This is a genomic window from Ignavibacteria bacterium, assembly GCA_017302895.1.
GTDB lineage: Bacteria > Bacteroidota > Ignavibacteria > Ignavibacteriales > Ignavibacteriaceae > UTCHB3.
Map to the genome: position 1 here is coordinate 39,322 of JAFLBV010000002.1, position 16,251 is coordinate 55,572.

At 42.1% G+C, this 16,251-nt stretch carries 11 protein-coding genes; 3 read left to right on the forward strand and 8 right to left on the reverse strand.

The window, feature by feature from the left end; translation table 11 throughout:
- Window positions 1-55 precede the first annotated feature (55 nt).
- Window positions 56-1,033 carry an alpha/beta fold hydrolase gene (locus tag J0L60_07835; protein ID MBN8546030.1) on the forward strand — a complete coding sequence of 326 codons (978 nt, stop codon included), beginning with the start codon at window positions 56-58 and terminating at the stop codon, window positions 1,031-1,033.
- Window positions 1,034-1,036: 3 nt separating this feature from the next.
- On the opposite strand, the gene meaB is transcribed toward J0L60_07835, so the two are convergent.
- The 3 genes from meaB to J0L60_07850 all read right to left on the reverse strand — a co-directional run bounded on the left by meaB (window position 1,037) and on the right by J0L60_07850 (window position 6,564).
- On the reverse strand, window positions 1,037-2,152 hold the full coding sequence (gene meaB, locus J0L60_07840) for a methylmalonyl Co-A mutase-associated GTPase MeaB (protein MBN8546031.1): 1,116 nt from the start codon (window positions 2,150-2,152) through the stop codon (window positions 1,037-1,039).
- A gap of 81 nt (window positions 2,153-2,233) precedes the next feature.
- Window positions 2,234-4,417, reverse strand: a complete 2,184-nt coding sequence (gene scpA, locus J0L60_07845) for a methylmalonyl-CoA mutase (protein ID MBN8546032.1) — start codon at window positions 4,415-4,417, stop codon at window positions 2,234-2,236.
- A complete protein-coding gene (locus J0L60_07850; protein ID MBN8546033.1) occupies window positions 4,414-6,564 on the reverse strand; it encodes an acyl-CoA mutase large subunit family protein in 2,151 nt (716 codons plus the stop codon). Before J0L60_07850 ends, scpA begins: the two co-directional genes overlap by 4 nt.
- A gap of 218 nt (window positions 6,565-6,782) precedes the next feature.
- Between J0L60_07850 and J0L60_07855 the strand changes: the two genes are divergently transcribed.
- Window positions 6,783-8,858 (forward strand): carboxy terminal-processing peptidase, encoded by a 2,076-nt coding sequence (locus J0L60_07855; GenBank protein ID MBN8546034.1) that lies wholly within the window; start codon window positions 6,783-6,785, stop codon window positions 8,856-8,858.
- Window positions 8,859-8,915: 57 nt separating this feature from the next.
- On the opposite strand, the gene J0L60_07860 is transcribed toward J0L60_07855, so the two are convergent.
- The 4 genes from J0L60_07860 to J0L60_07875 form a co-directional block, all read right to left on the reverse strand.
- On the reverse strand, window positions 8,916-9,608 hold the full coding sequence (locus J0L60_07860) for a class I SAM-dependent methyltransferase (protein ID MBN8546035.1): 693 nt from the start codon (window positions 9,606-9,608) through the stop codon (window positions 8,916-8,918).
- Window positions 9,609-9,720: 112 nt separating this feature from the next.
- A complete protein-coding gene (locus J0L60_07865; GenBank protein ID MBN8546036.1) occupies window positions 9,721-10,419 on the reverse strand; it encodes a putative N-acetylmannosamine-6-phosphate 2-epimerase in 699 nt (232 codons plus the stop codon).
- Complete coding sequence (locus J0L60_07870; protein MBN8546037.1) at window positions 10,416-12,578, reverse strand: hydantoinase; 2,163 nt, start codon at window positions 12,576-12,578, stop codon at window positions 10,416-10,418. Before J0L60_07870 ends, J0L60_07865 begins: the two co-directional genes overlap by 4 nt.
- Window positions 12,579-12,588: 10 nt before the next feature.
- A complete protein-coding gene (locus J0L60_07875) occupies window positions 12,589-14,058 on the reverse strand; it encodes a citrate transporter (GenBank protein ID MBN8546038.1) in 1,470 nt (489 codons plus the stop codon).
- Window positions 14,059-14,168: 110 nt separating this feature from the next.
- On the opposite strand from J0L60_07875, the gene murB reads away from it, so the two are divergent.
- Window positions 14,169-15,188 (forward strand): UDP-N-acetylmuramate dehydrogenase, encoded by a 1,020-nt coding sequence (gene murB, locus J0L60_07880; protein MBN8546039.1) that lies wholly within the window; start codon window positions 14,169-14,171, stop codon window positions 15,186-15,188.
- On the opposite strand, the gene J0L60_07885 is transcribed toward murB, so the two are convergent.
- Window positions 15,185-16,174, reverse strand: coding sequence for a sodium-dependent bicarbonate transport family permease (locus tag J0L60_07885; protein ID MBN8546040.1), 990 nt, complete (start codon window positions 16,172-16,174; stop codon window positions 15,185-15,187). The genes murB and J0L60_07885 overlap by 4 nt on opposite strands.
- Window positions 16,175-16,251 lie beyond the last annotated feature (77 nt).

A 16,251-nucleotide genomic window follows, 5' to 3' on the forward strand; every position in this document is an offset into this window, starting at 1 on the left:
AAATGCTTACATTTAAAGTTGTGTTTTTTTCTTATCTAAATATAGGTACAATCGGTTGTCAAATAAAAAGAAAAAACTTACCGGCTGGCTGGTTCTCGAAATAGTACTGATTATGCTGCTTTTACTGACTATTCAGTATCAGCGGTATATGCTTGCCGGAGTTGTGGCATTAAAGCTTCTGTTTGTATCTTTCAGATATTATCACCTGAGGAGATTACTTGAGTCGTATTCGATGTTTCGAAAATTCGATCATCTTGAGGACGAAGGTACATTTGAAGGTCAAACACCTGTAATTTATGAGGGTGAAAAGCGTGAAAAAGGTGTACTATTGATACATGGCTTTTCTTCCACTCCACGGGAGATGGGTATTCTGATGGAATTCCTGAGACAGGAGGGGATTCCCCATTATGCTCCTGTTCTCACAGGCTTTGGTCTTGACGATGTTCATCTGCTTCAAGCTATCCAGCCTTCGGACTGGTTTCGCGATGCTATAAATGCGTATGATATCTTTTCTGCCAATTGTAATGAGGTTGTTGTTGTGGGAAATTCGATGGGGGGACTCCTAGCCTGCCATATCGCTTCAAAAAGAAAAGTCGATAAACTTGTTCTGCTCGCACCCTACCTGCTTTCGAAGAAGAAACACGAATTTAGTAAAAAAATGCTTATTGACAGCCCCTTTGCCTGGTTGTTAAAGCTCTTTAATCCTTATGTAAAGAAGAGCCGGAGGCCCGATGACTCAACCGAACATATTCCAAATCCAAGATTCGCCTACGATGTACTCCCGGTAAATTCTGTTGAGGCACTGTGGAGGCTTCAGGACAAAGTGGAATATGAAAACATAAAGGCTGGAAAGACATTGATCGTGACGGGGAAACTCGATAACACTGTCGAAAATGAACGGGTTTTTGAATTGTTGAGGACTAAAAATGTAGATTTTGAAAGTCTCGAACTCGAACAATCAGGGCATCTCGTTTTTGAAGGACCTGATTCGATTCAGGGAGTCAAAAGAATAATGGAATTCATCAGGGGCTGAAGATCAAAATTTTGAAAGCCAGGTTTCTTTCAAAATATCGAATGCTAAAGAGGGGAGAATCTCACCATTCATCAGTTTTTCTTTCATTTCTGAGAATTGACGGCTTGTCTCGTCGTCGTTGAAGAATGAATCGAATAGAAAATCCTTAATCATAAATTCAACCCATTCTATATTCTGAGTCCTTCGGCGCTTGTCAAAAACTCCCGATTCTTTTGTAATTTTTGCAAACTTTTCAATTTCATTCCACAATTCAGGAATGCCTTCTCCCGTTAGTGCTGATGCAGTACAGGCAATTGATTCCCAACCTTCCGTCGAAGGATAGAGATAATGGAGCGCAGATGAATATTCCGCTTTTGCTGTGAGTGCCTTTTTCTTATTCTCTCCATCCGCTTTATTGATTAGTATGGCATCACAGATTTCCATTACACCTTTTTTCATTCCTTGAAGTTCATCACCACCTCCGGAAATCAGTACGAGGAGGAAAAAATCCACCATCGATCTGACGGTAATTTCACTTTGACCCACACCCACGGTTTCGATAAGAATAATGTCGTAACCGGCAGCTTCGCATATTGTTACAGACTCCCTTGTTTTTCTGGCAACACCACCCAGAGTTCCTCCGGAAGGGGAAGGGCGAATGAAACAATGTGGATTTTTAGACAGGTTTTCCATTCTGGTTTTATCGCCGAGAATGCTGCCCTTGCTGATGGAGCTTGAAGGATCGATAGTGAGAACCGCGACTTTATGTCCATTGTCTATTAACCAAGTACCAAGGGCTTCAATCAGAGTACTTTTACCGGCCCCCGGTACCCCGCTGATTCCAATTCTCAGCGAATTGCCTGCGAATGGTAAAAGCCGGTTCAAAATTTCTTTTGCCTTCTTTTGATGCAAAATTGAAGTACTCTCGATCAGAGTAATGGCTTTGGCAAGCAGATTTCTTTTGTTTTCGAGTACACCCTGTACAAGTTCATCATCAGAGTATTCTTTTTTTCGAAACTGCCTGTTGGCGGGTGGTACAGGTGTGGAATCCACGCCTTTAACTATGCGAATCGCAAATTCATCACCATGTTCTTCAGGTACCCAGTCGGGCTTATAGGAATTGTCGTCAGTATTGTTCATAAAAATAAAAAAGCCGTATCAATTGAAAAAATTCATAATTCGAATATAACAATTGATACGGCGAAAATTTAGCAGAAAGGGTTATTCACTAAATCTTTTGTGAACTTCTTCCATGATCTTCATAGCTGCTTCAGGTATTTTAGTACCCGGCCCGAAAATAGCAAAGGCACCATGTTCGTAAAGGTAGTCATAATCCTGATGTGGTATTACGCCACCAACTATTACAATGATATCTTCTCTTCCGAGTTTTTGCAGTTCTTCAACAAGTTTCGGGAGCAATGTCTTATGACCCGCGGCCAGTGAGCTCATTCCGACGCAATGGACATCGTTCTCGACAGCCTGTTTTGCTGTCTCCTCAGGAGTCTGGAAGAGAGGACCCATGTCGACATCGAAGCCCATATCAGCGTAAGCTGTGGCTACGACTTTTGCACCGCGGTCATGACCATCCTGTCCCATCTTGGCGATCATAATCCTTGGACGCCTTCCTGCTGAAGCTGCAAATGCATCGGTCATTTTTCTGACTTCAATAACCGGATCATGCTCACCGTGAGAGTATTCTTTAGAGTATACACCTGCAACGGTTCTGGTCTGAGCCTGGAATCTGCCACATACTGATTCGATTGCAGAGGAAATTTCACCGAGGGTGGCTCTTTCTCTTGCAGCGATTACAGATAATTCGAGCAGATTACCTTCACCTGTTTCGGCAGCTTGGGTAATTGCCTCGAGACATTTTTGCACTTTGTCATTGTTCCTGTTAGCTTTCACTTCCTGAAGTCTTTTTATTTGTGAAATGCGAACTGCAGTGTTGTCAACCTCAAGAATTTCCATAGGTTCTTCTTTGGCAGGTTTGTACTTGTTCACTCCGAGAATGGTCTCTGATCCGCTGTCAATCCTTGCCTGACGACGGGCAGAAGCTTCTTCGATTCTAAGTTTGGGGATACCGGCTTCGATAGCCTTGGTCATACCTCCATAAGATTCCACTTCGAGAATATGCTCCCAGGCTCTGTTCATAAGAGCAGCCGTCAATGCTTCGAGATAATAGCTGCCGCCCCAAGGGTCAATAACCTTGCAAATGCCCGTTTCATCCTGAAGGTAAAGCTGGGTATTTCTCGCAATTCTCGCCGAAAAATCTGTCGGAAGAGCAATAGCCTCATCGAGTGAATTGGTGTGAAGTGACTGAGTATGACCGAGTGCAGCAGCAAGAGCCTCAATACAGGTTCTCACCACATTATTGAACGGATCCTGTTCAGTCAAGCTCCAGCCTGATGTCTGCGAATGGGTTCGTAATGACATCGACTTCGGATTTTTGGGATTGAAAGTCTTAATCAGTTTCGCCCAAATCAGTCTGGCGGCTCTCATTTTTGCAACTTCCATGAAGTAGTTCATGCCCTGAGCCCAGAAAAATGAAAGTCTTGGAGCGAAAGTATCGATATCAAGTCCGGTTTCGATTCCGGTCCTGATGTACTCAAGACCGTCTGCAAGGGTATATGCCATTTCAAGATCGGCTGTGGCACCGGCTTCCTGCATATGATATCCGGAAATACTAATGCTGTTAAATTTAGGCATATTGGCAGAAGTAAATTTAAAGATATCGGCAATAATTCTCATCGAAGTGGCAGGTGGATAGATGTAGGTATTCCTTACCATGTATTCTTTCAGAATATCATTTTGGATCGTTCCACTTAAAAGTTCAGGTTTTACTCCCTGTTCTTCAGCAGCTACGATATAAAATGCCATAACAGGGAGTACAGCTCCATTCATGGTCATTGAGACCGACATCTTGTCAAGAGGGATCGAATCAAAAAGAATTTTCATATCCTCTATTGTATCGATAGCTACACCCGCCTTGCCTACATCACCAATTACACGGGGATGGTCGGAATCATATCCACGGTGTGTCGCCAGATCAAAAGCGACAGACAAGCCCATTTGACCTGCTGCGAGGTTTCTTCTGTAAAATGCGTTACTCTCTTCGGCAGTTGAAAATCCTGCATACTGTCTTACCGTCCAGGGTCTTTGCACATACATTGTCGCATATGGTCCTCTCAGAAAGGGAGGAATGCCTGCAAGAAAATCGAGATGTTGAACATCTTTCAAGTCTTCTTGGGTATAGAGACTTTTAACGGGTATCTGCTCCATCGTATTCCACATTACATCTTCAGGGTTCTTTCCGGTAACAGAGATGAACTCTTTTTTCCAGGCTTCATATCCTGTTTCACTATTGTTTTGCGAAACGATAAAATCTTTAAAATCTGGTCTTTTCATTTCACAACTCCGGTTTTGTCAAAAATAGAGGAGATAATAGTCACTACATCGGCACCAAGGAAAATAAATTCATCGATTCCCGATTGCTTGTGTACTTCCACCTGATCTTTCGGGTATCCGGCAAGAATACACAGATTGGAAGGATCTGCCTTTTTTATTTGTTCTACGAAGGTCGGAACAAGTTCGGGGTAGGTATCATCAGTCGAACAGAGGACAAAAGTCCGGGCACCACTCAAGACAGCCTGCTGAAGCCCCTCGGAGATTGTCTGAACGCCTGCATTATAGATTACTTCACAACCACCGGCTTCAAAGAATCCTCGGGCAAAATCAGCCCTTGCTTTATACTGTTTTATTGTACCGATGTTAAAAAGGTAGATTTTGGGCAATGATCCTTTTTCAGATTTTTCTTTAAAGGCTCTCACACGAAGACTCTCAAACTTCTCTGCAGGTCTGATTGCAGTTACAGTTTCTATTTCCTCGTGATCCGAAGATTTCCTCAGATGGCTGAATATTTCACCAATAGTTGCTCCTCGTTCAGCCAGTGCTGCCGCAAGTGAAATCTGATCGGCTTCATCTCCGGCGTGATTAATTTTTTCTAGCTCGATCAGGATAGAAGAGTGGTTCTCACCGTTCCCGGAGACCCGTAATTTTTGCAGGTACCCGGCTCTTTTATTGTAAACTTCTTCAAGGTCGATTTCAGGCTTATGAACAGGATTTTCCTTCACATTTGCATAACTGTTCACTCCAACGATCACAGACTTACGAGTGGCAACATCTTTTTGTCTTTTTTCGTTGACTTGTTTAATGTCATTCTGAATCTTACCAGCGCGTAAGGCTTCCACAATTCCTCCGGCTGCCTCTATTTCCTTGAAATATTTCCATGCATTTGTGGCAATCTCATTAGTGAGGGTTTCCACATAATAAGAACCACCGGCAGCATCGATAACATGATTCAAATGAGATTCCTCACTAAGAATTATTTGAGTGTTTCTGGCAATTCTTTCTGCAAATTCATCACCTGCAGCGAAGAGCGAGTTAAAGGGAAGTGTTTCTATCATTTGAACACCGCCGATCACCGCTGAAAATGCCTGTGTGGTTATCCGTAGCATGTTTACATATGGATCGACCGTGGAGTGGTAGAAACTGCTTGTCCTGGCACCGGAGAACATTTGCACATTCTCTTGTGTAATATTCATCTGATTCAGCAGTTCAGAGAATAAAATTCTTGCGGCTCTGAACTTGGCAATCTCCATAAAAAGATTGGTGCTGGTTCCAAAAATAAACGCCATACGGTTTACCAGCGATTCAGGACTAATGCCTGATTCAGATAATCTTACGAGAGACTCAACAGCAACTGACATCGCCAGACCCAACTCCTGGACCGCAGTCGCACCTTTGTCTACAAAAACAGATCCATTTATGCCAATGGTGCGAATATTGGATTTGTGTTTTTCAATAAATAGGGTGGTTTTTTTGATCTGGTCGAAAGCCTCGTCCATTGTAACCGGCATTGTACCGTTTTCGAAAAGGAAGCCAACCGGATCACCATAAACAGCCCCGGCAATTTTGGAGATATCCTGGTTGTTTTTATTAAGATATCCTTGTAAGAGTGCCATGAAAGCAAGAGGTGAAAAACCGGCATTCACAAATAGCGGACATGCAGTCAAATCCACTCCGTTAAAAGCCCGTGACAAGCTGCCAATACCGGATATTGAAACACCACTCTTGCCAGTCTCTCCCGGTTTCCCGTAATCAGCATCGAGTCCCGAACGGGAAGTAATATCCAGGGGCAGTACAATTGCATTTTGACCTCTGCTCAGTGCATCAAGCAACAATGTATTATACTCCTCAGCATATGGGTGGGTGAGGCTTGCTGCAACCAGCCAAGGTTGCAGGGTACATCCATCGGGGGCTGAACCTCTGAGAAAATTTGGAAAACCGGGGAAGTTATTTATTGCTTGAAGCTTTTTTAGGTCCTCAATCGTGTAGATTGGCTGAAGGTTTATCCCTTCATAAGTTGGGGTTACAAGTTTCTTTTCAAAAGGGACACCTTTTAAGTCTGCCTCCGCTACCTGTCTCCAGGCATCGTAACCGGAAGGGGAGAAGTCATCCCTAAGATTTAGTTTTGTTGGTAATGTATGATCCATTTTAAGTTTCTTTTTTTTGTCAAAAATCTAATCTTTTGATATGGAAAATTAAGAAAATAATTTCTTATAGTTTTGTCGAAATGGAACAAATTTTGCAGAAAATCGTTTAATTAAGTTGTGCACTTGTTTTTAGAACAATTAACCTTTAGCCATTTCTTATATTGCCAAATCATTTTAATATTTTGGATGTGAAATTGATAACCAGAGTCAGGAAATTTATGAGAACCCCTCTTTTTGTTGCAGTCATATTTTTATTCATTTCTTCATTTAATGCATCAGTATGTTCGCAAACTTCGACAGTTGATACAAGTAAATCTCTGTCACCTGAAGAGAGGCACTCATCAGCGATGCAACTCGTATCGATGTTCGTAGAGAGATATCATTACAGCCCGAAAACTGTTGACGACAGCCTCTCGGCATGGATATACAACGATTATCTGAAGTCTCTTGATTTTCAGAAGATGTACTTCCTCCAGTCGGATGTTGATGAATTCAGCAAATATAAATTTGTCCTCGATCAGAATATGGGGACAGGAAATCTCGTTCCGCCATTTGACATGTTCAACAAGTACAAAGAGAGACTGAATGAAAGAATCAAGTTTGTTCTCACGATTCTGGAGAAACCCCTTGATCTCACCAAAAATGAGGAAATAAATCTTGACAGAGAGAAAGCCGGTTATGCCGAGGATGAGAAAGAATTAAATGAACTCTGGGTTAAGAGAATTAAATTCGATGTAATCGGATTGATTCTCGGTGGAAAAGAGGAAAAAGATGCCAGAGAAGTTTTGCAGAAACGATATAAAAATTTACATAAAGCAGTACTTCAATACAAGGCAGATGATGTTTTTCAAATATACATGTCGTCGGTGATGGAATCAATAGATCCTCACTCATCATATATGTCCCCAAAAACATCACAGGATTTCAACATCAACATGTCACAATCCCTGGAAGGGATCGGGGCCACTCTCACATCAGAGAATGATTATGTTACCATAGTAAGGGTGGTACCCGGTGGACCTGCTTCAAAAAGTGGTTTGCTCGACGACGGTGACAGAATTATTGCAGTCGCACAAGGTGATGATGGTGAGATGGTCGATATAGTCGGGTGGAGAACCGATGATGCGGTTCAACTTATTAGAGGGGCAAAGGGGACGGTTGTCAGACTCTCAATTCTCAAGAAAAAAGATGGCGCGAATGCCATCCCTAAAGAGATCAAACTGGTCCGTGAGAAAATAAAAATCGAGGAACAGTCGGCAAAAAAGAAGATCATTGAAATAAATGAGGACGGTAAACAGTACAAAATTGGAGTGATTGATGTCCCATCATTCTATCTCGATTTCGAAGGGAAAAGAAAAGGTGAAAAAGATTTCAAAAGTACCTCCAATGATGTGAAGAAAATTCTCGATACCCTTAAAAATGAAGGTGTAAGCGGAATTGTGATGGATTTAAGAAACAACGGTGGTGGTTCCCTTGTGGAAGCCATTGAATTGACGGGCTTGTTTATAAGTACGGGTGCCGTAGTTCAGGTTAAGGAAGCTGATGGTTCTGTAAAAGTAAACAAAGATACCGATAAGTCAATTGCGTGGGATGGTCCTATGGCTGTATTGATTAATTCCGGAAGTGCTTCGGCGAGCGAAATCTTTGCGGCTGCAATTCAGGACTACGGCAGGGGAGTAATACTTGGAGAACAGTCTTTTGGTAAAGGGACAGTTCAGAATTTGATTGATCTCGACAAGGTTTCGGGTGGACAGAAACTCGGGCAGTTGACGCTGACAATTGCGAAATTTTACAGAATATCGGGAGGCAGTACACAACACAAGGGTGTGATTCCGGATATCCTTTTCCCTTCAGCTTTTGATCCAGCAGAGACAGGCGAGAGCAGCTACCCTACTGCACTTCCATGGGATAAAATCAACGCTACCGCATTTCAGGCCTCCTCCGGTCTATCCTCGAGTATAACTGATCTTGCAGCAAAGCATGAAACAAGAACAGGTAAAAACAGTGAGTACCAATATTTCATTAAAGATCTCAATAAATCAAAAGGTCACAGAGGGAAGAAGGTTTTTTCTCTAAACCTTGAGAAGAGAAAACTTGAACAGGAAGAAATTAAGAAAGAAGAGGAAGCCCGAAAGAAGGAAAGAGCCAACAAAGGTTTGATAGAACTTGACAAAGAGGGAAAAGTTGTTAAAGAAAAACTTGTAGTTGAAGATCCGCTTCTTGAGGAGAGTGGTCACATTCTTGCGAATCTGATTGAAATCGTGGATACAGGTAAAAAAGCGAAAAAGAACTGATGATCGTGAAAGAGGCTGTCCGGTTTACTGAGACAGCCTCTTCAAATTTAATTGAAATTATTTTTGTCCGTGAACAAAGAGCATGTTGCCTTTTACATAGTGTTCCAATCTCTTAAGAGTTGACGGGAACAATCCGAGCAGGTCGTTAATGGCGATGGGTGTACCGACCTCACCCCGTTTATACAGAAATCGGAGATACCGTCCACCCCGTTTGCGATCGGTGGTCAGGCAAGAGAAGTAGAATTCACCACCCTCAGCCAAAACCCTTAGACCCTCGTTGATAAATTCAGTTTTGTTGTCGAACATGTGAAGCATTCCAAAACTTACGACTGACTCGAAATGGTTGTCATCAAATGGAAGTTTTATCGCATCTGCATGCAAAAGTGTAATTTTTCCGGGAAAGGGGATTGATTGTTCCATAAGTCTTTCCTTCCCAATCTTCAACATCTCAATCGAGTTGTCGAGAAGTACCACTTCATGCCGGTTTCTTGCGTAAATTTTATGGGTCTGAACCAAACCACCACATCCGATGTCAAGAATTTTCCCGTTTGCAGAATTGTATGCAAGAGTCGCGAAACCCGCATAATCCTGTATTGTGGTCCCCCACATAAATTTGTTGTAAAATTCCGAACTGACCAGTTTTTCATAGAGTCTTGCTTTATTGTCGTATAAAGCTTTTTCGGAACCTTTAAGAACGGATACAATTCCGTCTTCAACATTGTAAAACTCCTGATTAAGGTGCATTTCCATTTCTCTCTCCAATTAAACTAAATTAACTGAGACAAAACTAACTCATGGAAATATTACGCATATTCTGAAGTGACAGAGAGTAAAATATTGTTATTTGAGGGCTAAAATCGGGTTAACCGGAGACACCTTCCGCTACAGCGTCTTTGTACCAACCCATAACCACTCGAGGGCGGGTGATAACTGTGCCGACAACAACTGCAAAAGCACCAAGTTCCATCATCTTTTTTGCCTCTTCGGGTGATTTAATCTTGCCTTCAGCAATCACCGGAATATGACAATCTTTCGCCAGTCTTTCAAGAAGTAAAAAGTCGGGAATAACTTTTGGAAGATTTATTGTTTCGGGGGTGTAGCCGCTAAGCGTTGTGGAAATGCAATCTGCTCCGCTTGATTCACACACGATCCCTTCTTCATATGTGGCGATGTCAGCCATAATAAGAACTCCCGGAAACTCAGATTTTATTTTTTTGATAAAATCCGGACCAGTAAGGTTTTCCCTTTTTCTGAAGGTGCCATCTATTGCAATAATTTCGCAACCAAGTTTGAGAAGTTGTTCGACCTGGTGTTTCGATCCTGTTATTTTGACTGTTCCGTCGGGAAATTTTCCTTTTAGTAAACCAATCATTGGCAATGGTACATGCTTTTTGATCATCCTGATCTTGGCAAGACCCTGTGATCTGATTGCCGCAGCACCTGCCATTTGAGCTGCTTTAGCAAAAAGTGTTACACCCGAAGGGGTGTTAAAAGGATCGGAGCCCTCTGACTGACATGATACAATCAAACCGTTTTTAATCTGTTCAAATACCTTATTCATTTTTTCTCTTCTGCAATAATTACACATTTGGAATCAGCGGGGAGATTTTTAATTTCTATTTCAGCGATGGAAACGAGTTGGGTCTCAGATATCAATCCGCTCAAATCGATAATTTTTGGACCTGCAATTAGATAAATTCCTGGAATCAGAGCCCCTGCGTCGCCGTAGGTGGTCATTTCAGCAATTATCGAACTGATTTTACTTTTCACTCCTTCGGCACTGACAGCATAAGCTTTTGCACCATTTATCTGCAATTTTACGGTACCCTCATCATCGATTACTTTTACTCCTGTAACCTTTTCCTTAAAGAGTCCAAAGAACTTCGATTTTTGATGCTCAGCAGAGAAAACGAACAAGGAACCTGTATCTCCCTTAAACTCAATTTTATTTTCAGGAAGTCTGAAGGCATTCGATGCGGTTTTATGAATACCGGCAAAATCCAGAGTGGTGATACCCAGATCCTTTGTGCGTAATTCACCTGAGCCGAGAGCGGTAGCGATTACTTTTTTGTTCTGATTATCGATCTCGATGGTGACTTCAACCGAGTCGGGATTTGCACCCATTTTTACAACCGACCCAAAGGCTTCCTGTCTGATTGAGAGGATATCGTTTTCAGAGGGGTTAATAATATTTCTTTCCACTGAATCTCTTATTATTCCCAGTGCTGCGCCGATAGCAGAGATAACCTCACTGTTTTCGGCAATTTTATAGGGCAGATTCATGTAGTTTGCAGTAAACGGTACAATGGCTGATGCTCCACCACCACCTCCGACAAACTCAATCAAAGCTTCATCCAGTTTATATTCACGACTGAGTTGCTTTATTACGGGTTTAATTTTTTCTGCAGATTTCGTCAGGATTTGCTTTGCAATTTCTCCGGCAGAGATATGAGTCAATGTTTGAAGCCGTTCAAGGATATTCGCAATGGATTCACTGTTCGCAGCTCCATGTCCGTAGTCAGAGACCAAACCAAGGAAGTAGGAACATTCGGTCGGGGTAATAGTGTAACTCGTCTCTTCTCCCGTCAATTTAACACTCAGGTAATCACCGGGATCGCCTTTCAGAGGTGTTACAGGTTCAATTTGACCCTGACTAAAATCAACATTATTTGAGTACGCTGCATAGTGCAAGCCGGCGATGTGTGCTGATCTGGGTCCGACATCAATAAATAAACCATTTGAGTATCTTGGAACCGATCCGCCTGCAATTCCAAGAGTTCTTACATCGAGTGTTCTTACAAAGAGTCTGTTTTTACCAATCTGTGCGGTTTTGACCTGTGGCTTACCGTTTTTAATTACACTAATGTCAGTGGAGGTACCTCCGACTTCAAGAAAAATTCCATCAGAAATTTTTACATATTTTAGCGCTGCCGCAACACCTGCAGCAGGACCGGAGAGCATTGTAAGGATGGGCCTCTTTCTCATCTCGTTAATATCCATTATACCGCCATCCGAACGCATAACCATAAGGGGAGCATTGATTCCGCTTTCTCTCACAGCTTTCTCTGTCATATCAGCGGTTTCAAGCATTTTTGGCATCATGCTTGCGTTGATTACGGCCGTCCTGGTTCTTACCCGAAGCCCGTAGAGTTTGGTGATGCCACTTGCGGTTGTAGTGAGTATTCCTTTTTTAGAGGCTATTTCAGCGACGAAATCTTCATTCGCAGGGTCATCAACTCCAAACGCTTCCGTAGCGACAATAACTTGTGCACCCTCCTGAACAAGTTCATCGATCAATTGAGGGACGGAATCTCTCCAGTTTTTGGAACCGCAATCAATAAATCTGAATTTTGCATTAAGCAGTTTTCCAGGTGACAGCTCAATATTTGTCGGGTTACACTCTTTTTTTGCGAGTAAGGCTTCGAATCCCTTTGCCATTCCGATTACGCCCACAGTGGCTACATCCCCCTCCAGGAGAGCATTTGTCGCCTGTGTGGTTGAATGGGCGATCAGGATTACCTCTTCAGGGTGAATATCACATTCCTTTACGAGAGTGAGCATCGAATCAACCACGCCTCTTGCTACACCTTCTTTCGATTTATGTGTCGTTGGGACGCATGATTTGCCCACAATGGAATAATCTGAAATATCAACAGCCACTGCATGTGTAAAAGTGCCGCCAACATCGATTCCTATTTTAATTTTTCTGTCTTTGTTCATTCTTAAAACCTCAATAGAAAATCAGGGCGGAAGCCATTAGTCCAAGAATTGCAGCACCCCAGGTGTAGGGGATGGTGTTCCACATGATTTTTTGTACATCAATTTTCATTTCATTAGCCAGCCAGACATTCTGGGTGTTCGTTGGATCAGAAATTCCCTGAATCTGTCCAACAGCCATCAGCAAGCCCATGATAGCGCCTGCCGGCATTCCACCCGCGAGAAAAATGGCAGCAATTCCATAACCCATTCCCCACACATTAAGGGGTCCTCTGTAAAGGGCAAGAGGGGCAGCAAGGCTGAACAACAGGACATAGCTAAGGGCGGATTCAGGTTTGATTGCCTGCAAAACGGGCTTTAACAGCAACAAGACAGGCCATCCGTCTTTGTAGTTCTCCATTAAGGCTGCCGGTGGGCCCATAACTGCATTTAACAGCATTCCAATTCCCAACATCAGTGCGACTGCAGGCATCACAACAGCTCCTCCGTCGAGGACCGATCTGATGAGAATATTTAGTGAACTTTTACGATATGTTGAGAGATAACCGTAAGCCAATCCTGCGATAAATGCTGCAATGAAATTGATTCCAAAGACCAGAATCAGAAACAAAGGGACAATGGGAATGAAATAGGCAGTAAAGTAAACTTTATCAGTCTCTCCGTCTCTGAAAATTCTTAAGATTGAAAGCAGAACCAGGAGAGCAATACCTGAACCGGTGAGATACTTCAAGAAAGAGGGGAAAAATGAAAGCAGGTCAGTGATCCCTGTATTAAGGTTGTCGGGGAGGAAACTCCAAACGGCATAACCCGCTGATCCAACTGCCAGGATAATGAGAGAGTATATTGCAATTTTGGAAAAATTTATATCATGACCATCCCTGTAAAGTTGAATTGTTATATAAATGATGGCAATAACAAACATAATCAGAAGCATAACAAGTGCAAATGACTGAACATCACCTGTTTGCAATTTTAGTACCTGGGTGTAAACAGCCCAATTTCCAACATTGAGGATACCGCCAATACTCAATCCGGTCAGGAAAATTCCCGTTGTTGTGACAGGACCGACTCCGACCGAAGCAAGAATAGGAAGTACGACTGTTGAAACCATAATAATAGCACCAAGTCCGCCGAGAGTTGTAAATAGCAGGGTGATCAGCAGCAACATGACCATTGAGATAGCCCACGGTTTGTCGCCCGAAAGTTCGGCTCCTGTTTTTATAAAACTTTCCGCTACGCCGGTCTTTTGCATCATTATTGAAAGCATACTTCCGAATATTGCGATCGTATATGCTTCAGATAATTTGGTCGATCCGTTCCCAAGGACGAGGGTCACCACATCAACAATATTCACCCCTGAAATCACAGGAATAAAGAATGCAAGAATTGGTAACGCCAGTAGTGCCGGTATCTTCCTGAGAAACATCAGGATGACAAAGGCTAAAAATACTGCGAGCAGTAAAAAGAGTTGTAGTGTTTCCATGAAATATTGTTATTAATATTTATTATCCAAAACTCAAATTTAAATTAATTTTTTATTCGGTGGTGGATTATTTAAATTAAACAGGTTGTTTTTTTAAGTTAAGGAAATTAATGAATATCAAGAAAAACAAATCTCTCCGTGAATTTAATACATTTGGTGTGGAATCCACCGTGGCACATTATCTGAAAATAGCCACAGAGGAGGATTTGTATGATTCAATGAAATATGTCGAGAAAAACCGGCTTAAATACTTTTTCCTTGGTGGAGGAAGCAATATCCTTTTGACCTCTGAAAAATATAATCTGGCAGCCCTCCACATTCAAACCTCAGGAATAGATATTGTAAATGAAGACGACGAGAGTGTTACAATTCGATGTGCAGCAGGCGAAAACTGGGACGATGTTGTCGCATTTTCGGTTGAGAGGGGATTGGGTGGGATTGAAAACATGTCGCTCATACCGGGAACAATCGGGGCGGCACCAATTCAGAACATTGGGGCTTATGGACAGGAACTAAAAGATACTTTTGTGGAAGCGAAGGTGTTACTTACTGAAACGAAAAAAACTGTTGACATTTCCAATGAGGAGTGTAAATTCGGTTACAGGGACAGTATATTCAAAAGAGAACTTAAAGACAAAGCTGTAATTTTGTATGTGACCCTGAAATTGAGAAAAAATCCAAAACTGAACTACTCCTACAAGGGAGTAAGGGAGATAATATTTGTTACAGGTGATGAGCAGGTGACAGTAAAAGAAATTAGAGATGCGATAATTAAGTTAAGGACTGAAAAATTGCCTGATCCGGCAATTCTCGGGAATGCAGGAAGTTTTTTCAAAAATCCTGAAATACTGGAAGAATCTTATGACATTCTAAAACGGTTCTCACCCGAAATAGAAGGTTTCAAAACGAAAGATGGTAAAGTTAAACTTTCTGCTGCAAAATTAATCGAACTTTCAGGCTGGAAAGGGAAACGGGAAGGAAACTGCGGGGTTTACGAGAATCATTCCCTTGTTCTAGTAAATTATGGTGGAGCAAAAGGTTCTGAAATTGCATCCGTTGCCAAAAAAATTATTAATGATGTCTTCGATAAATTCGGTATTAAGCTGACCGCAGAGGTCAACTTTTTCTAAGTAAAAATTTTAGCGAAAAATTCTGCCAAAGAGAAATAGATGGGGATGCCCAAAATAATATTAAACGGAAATGTTATCGCAAGCGATGATGTCAGGTAAATGGAAGGGTTAGCTTCAGGTAACACTATTCTCACCGCTGCAGGAGCTGCTATATATGAAGAACTTGCAGCAAGAACCCCAAATAACAACGAATTACCGGTCCCAAGCCCCAGTAATGTTGCGAGGAAGGTGCCTGCGATTCCGTTGAATATCGGGAAAGCTATTGCGAAAATCGTGAGGGGAATTCCAACTTTACCAAATTCATGAAGTTTTCTGCCGGCTACAATTCCCATATCAAGCAGGAAAAAAGTCAGCACACCTTGAAACGGATCAATGAAGAAAGGTTTTGTAAGTGCATACCCTTTATCAGCTGTTATAATCCCGATCAGAAGGCTTCCACCAAGTAGTATTACACTTTCGTTAGTTATTGACTCGTGAATCACGGTTTTTATCGATTTTGAACCCGAAGATTTGGAAGTGTAGTAAAGCGCGAGTCCAATTCCCGCCAGAATCGCAGGGAATTCCATCAGAGCCATTACACCAACCATAAACCCGCCGAATTCAATTCCCGCTCTGTCGATATAAGATATTGCGGTAACAAATGTGACAACACTTACAGAGCCGTAGTGGGCTGCGAGTGCGCCTGAATTGACAGCATCGAGTTTGACAAAGCCCCGCAACAAGTAAAAAGCCATCACGGGAATGATTGCTGCCAAAACCAGTGCCAGGCCGGCAGAAGTCATAAGTTCGGGACTAAAGCCGGTTTTCGATATCTCATATCCACCTTTAAAACCTATGGATGCCATCAGATAGTAGGAAAACATCTTAATTATCGGATCGGGAATCTTTAATTCTGATCTGATCAGGGCAACGGTAAGACCAAGAAGAAAGAAGAGTATTGCCGGGTTTTTTAAGTTTATAAGTCCATTTGAGATAAAATCGAACATACAACCTCACTTTTTGAGACAAAAAAATCAAAAATTGACTCGCAAAAGAACGAAAAAAAAACTATTTTGCGGTACAA

Bases quoted from the DNA above. Each gene is read 5' to 3' on its own strand.
- meaB (MBN8546031.1), bottom strand. From the start codon at position 2,152: ATGAACAATACTGACGACAATTCCTATAAGCCCGACTGGGTACCTGAA.
- scpA (MBN8546032.1), bottom strand. From the start codon at position 4,417: ATGAAAAGACCAGATTTTAAAGATTTTATCGTTTCGCAAAACAATAGT.
- J0L60_07850 (MBN8546033.1), bottom strand. From the start codon at position 6,564: ATGGATCATACATTACCAACAAAACTAAATCTTAGGGATGACTTCTCC.
- J0L60_07855 (MBN8546034.1), top strand. From the start codon at position 6,783: ATGAGAACCCCTCTTTTTGTTGCAGTCATATTTTTATTCATTTCTTCA.
- J0L60_07860 (MBN8546035.1), bottom strand. From the start codon at position 9,608: ATGGAAATGCACCTTAATCAGGAGTTTTACAATGTTGAAGACGGAATT.
- J0L60_07865 (MBN8546036.1), bottom strand. From the start codon at position 10,419: ATGAATAAGGTATTTGAACAGATTAAAAACGGTTTGATTGTATCATGT.
- J0L60_07870 (MBN8546037.1), bottom strand. From the start codon at position 12,578: ATGAACAAAGACAGAAAAATTAAAATAGGAATCGATGTTGGCGGCACT.
- J0L60_07875 (MBN8546038.1), bottom strand. From the start codon at position 14,058: ATGGAAACACTACAACTCTTTTTACTGCTCGCAGTATTTTTAGCCTTT.
- murB (MBN8546039.1), top strand. From the start codon at position 14,169: ATGAATATCAAGAAAAACAAATCTCTCCGTGAATTTAATACATTTGGT.
- J0L60_07885 (MBN8546040.1), bottom strand. From the start codon at position 16,174: ATGTTCGATTTTATCTCAAATGGACTTATAAACTTAAAAAACCCGGCA.